The organism is Bradyrhizobium sp. P2_E8 (assembly GCF_056403875.1).
In genome coordinates this window covers 1-2668 of the sequence record NZ_JBFUES010000997.1, presented here as the reverse complement: position 1 = coordinate 2668, position 2668 = coordinate 1, and the positions used below count along the sequence as shown (strand labels likewise).

The following is a 2668-nucleotide window of genomic DNA, read 5'->3' as shown; positions in this document are numbered from 1 at the left end:
CCTACATGAAGGAGCGCAAGGCGTTTGGAAAACGCCTCGACGAATTCCAGGCGCTGCAATTCCGCCTTGCCGACATGGCGATCGAGCTCGAGGCCGCGCGCACCTTCCTGTGGCGGGCCGCAGCGGCGCTCGACCGCAAGGACCCCGACGCCACCATGCTGTGTGCGATGGCCAAGCGCTTCGGCACCGATGTCGGCTTCGAGGTCGCCAACCAGGCGCTTCAGCTCCATGGCGGCTACGGCTATCTCAGCGAATACGGCATCGAGAAGATCGTGCGCGATCTGCGCGTGCACCAGATTCTCGAAGGCACCAATGAAATCATGCGGCTCATCGTGGCGCGCAAACTGATCGAGGGCGCGCGATGAATGCAGCGGAAGAGGGCGATCTGGTCGCCCGCGTCGAGGGCGCGGTCGGCGTGATCAGGCTCAACCGTCCCAAGGCCATCAATGCTGTCACCCTCGAGATGTTTCGCGACATCGAGACCGCGCTCGACCGTTTCGAGGCCGATCCGGCCGTCGCCGTGATCCTGCTGGAGGGCGCCGGCGAGCGCGGCCTCTGCGCCGGCGGCGACATCCGCGCGCTCTGGGAGAGCTCGAAGGTCCATGGCGATCTCGGCAAGATCCTGTGGCGCGAGGAATACATCCTCAACGCCCGGATCAAGAAGTTCCCAAAGCCCTATGTCGCCTTCATGGACGGCATCGTGATGGGCGGCGGCGTCGGGCTCTCCGCGCATGCGAGTCATCGCGTCGTCACTGACCGCACCAAGCTCGCAATGCCCGAGGTCGGGCTTGGTTTCTTCCCCGATGTCGGCGGCACTTATTTGTTGTCGCGCTCGCCGGGTGAGATCGGCACCTATTTCGGCCTGACCGGCCAGACCATGAACGGGCCGGACGCGATCCACGCGAAGTTCGCCGATTGGGTGGTGCCGGCAGTGAAACTCCCGCAGCTGCGCGAGGCCCTGACGAAACTGCGCTCCGGTGCGACCGCGGCCGAGGTCGGCAAGCTCATCAACGGCTTTGCGACCGGCGAGACCGCAGGACCGGTGGCGGCGAAGGAGCCGATGATCGATGCGCTGTTTGGTTTCGATCGCATGGAGGACATCGTCGCCGCCCTCAAGCGTGACGGTTCCGAATTCGCTCTGGCCACGCTGAAGACGCTCGGCGAGAAATCGCCGCGCGGCATGGTGGTGACGCTGAAGCTGTTGCGGCTGGCCCGCGCCGCGTCGAGCCTGGAAGAATGTCTGGTGCGCGAATATCGCGCCGCGCTGGAAGTGTTCCGCAGCGATGATTTCCGCGAGGGCGTGCGCGCCGCCGTGATCGACAAGGACCGCAACCCCACCTGGTCGCCGCCGCGGATCGAGGACGTGACGCCGGAGATGCTCGCGCCGTATCTCGCCGAGATCGGCGCCGACGAATTGAAGTTCAACTAATCAACGAAACGTTCAGCGGAGGAAACGAAGATGGCCACGATCGCATTCATCGGTCTCGGCAACATGGGCGGCCCGATGGCCGCCAATCTGGTCAAGGCCGGCCACAAGGTCGTCGCGTTCGACCTCGTCGAGGCCTCGCGCGCGCAAGCCAGGGCTGACGGCGCCGGCATCGCCGACAGCGCGCCGGGCGCGGTGAAGGGCGCCGATGTCGTCGTCACCATGCTGCCGGCCGGCAAGCACGTGCTCGGCGTCTGGAACGAGGTCGTCCCCGTCATGGCCAAGGGCGCGCTGATCATCGACAGCTCCACCATCGACGTCGAGAGCGCGCGGCAGGCCCACGCGCTGGCCGCCAAGAACGGCGTGCTGTCGGTGGACGCGCCGGTCTCCGGCGGGACCGGCGGCGCCAAGGGCGCGACGCTCACCTTCATGTGCGGCGGCGACGACAAGGCGTTTGCGGCGGCGAAGCCCGTGCTGGAAAACATGGGCAAGAAGATCGTGCATTGCGGCGGCGCCGGCGCCGGCCAGGCGGCCAAGATCTGCAACAACATGATCCTCGGCATTTCCATGATCGCGGTGAGCGAGGCGTTTGCGTTGGCGGAGAAGCTCGGGCTCTCGCATCAGGCGCTGTTCGACGTTGCCTCGACCTCGTCGGGCCAGTGCTGGTCGCTGACGACCTATTGCCCGGTGCCGGGTCCGGTGCCGACCTCGCCGGCGAACAACGATTACAAGCCCGGCTTTGCCTCGGCGCTGATGGTGAAGGACCTGACCTTGGCGCAGGACGCGGCCAAGGCCGCGGGCGCGGCCACGCCGCTCGGCCAGCATGCGCAGGAGATCTATCAGGCCTTCGATAGAGCGGGCCAGGGCGGGGTGGATTTTTCCGGAATTATCAAGCACGTTCGCAGCCTCGCTAAATAGCGAGGCTTTGCCCGTAGCCCGGATGGAGCGAAGCGAAATCCGGGACAGCTGCTGCCAATTGCGTAGCCGGCCCCGGATTGCGCTTCGCTCCATCCGGGCTACGCTCGCAGGTCAATTCGACGGGCCCGGATCATGACGACATTTCAGGAAGCGCGCGCGTTCCTTTTACAGCACCGCACGGATTACGAGACAGCGGTCAAAGGCTTCCGCTGGCCCGATCCGGTTCCCTTCAACTGGGCGCTCGACTGGTTCGACGCCGGGCTGGCGGCGAATGCGGAGAGCAGGGACCGGCCCGCGCTCTGGATTGTCGATGCCGCACAGGAC

The 2668-nt window shown here is 65.9% G+C and carries 3 protein-coding genes and 1 pseudogene; all 4 read left to right on the top strand.

All coding sequences use genetic code 11. The annotated features are described in order from the left end of the window. Positions 1–365, top strand: a 365-nt coding sequence (locus tag AC1D00_RS35650; protein ID WP_477013896.1) for an acyl-CoA dehydrogenase family protein, incomplete at its 5' end; no start/stop codon positions are given. Beyond that, the gene (locus AC1D00_RS35645; protein WP_477013895.1) at positions 362–1429 is read left to right on the top strand and encodes an enoyl-CoA hydratase/isomerase family protein; all 1068 of its coding nucleotides are present in this window, start codon (positions 362–364) and stop codon (positions 1427–1429) included. The genes AC1D00_RS35650 and AC1D00_RS35645, both read left to right, overlap by 4 nt. A gap of 30 nt (positions 1430–1459) precedes the next feature. Further along, positions 1460–2344 (top strand): 3-hydroxyisobutyrate dehydrogenase, encoded by an 885-nt coding sequence (gene mmsB, locus AC1D00_RS35640; RefSeq protein ID WP_477013894.1) that lies wholly within the window; start codon positions 1460–1462, stop codon positions 2342–2344. 132 nt (positions 2345–2476) lie between these two features. After that, positions 2477–2668, top strand: a pseudogene (locus tag AC1D00_RS35635) (AMP-dependent synthetase); the annotation flags it as partial.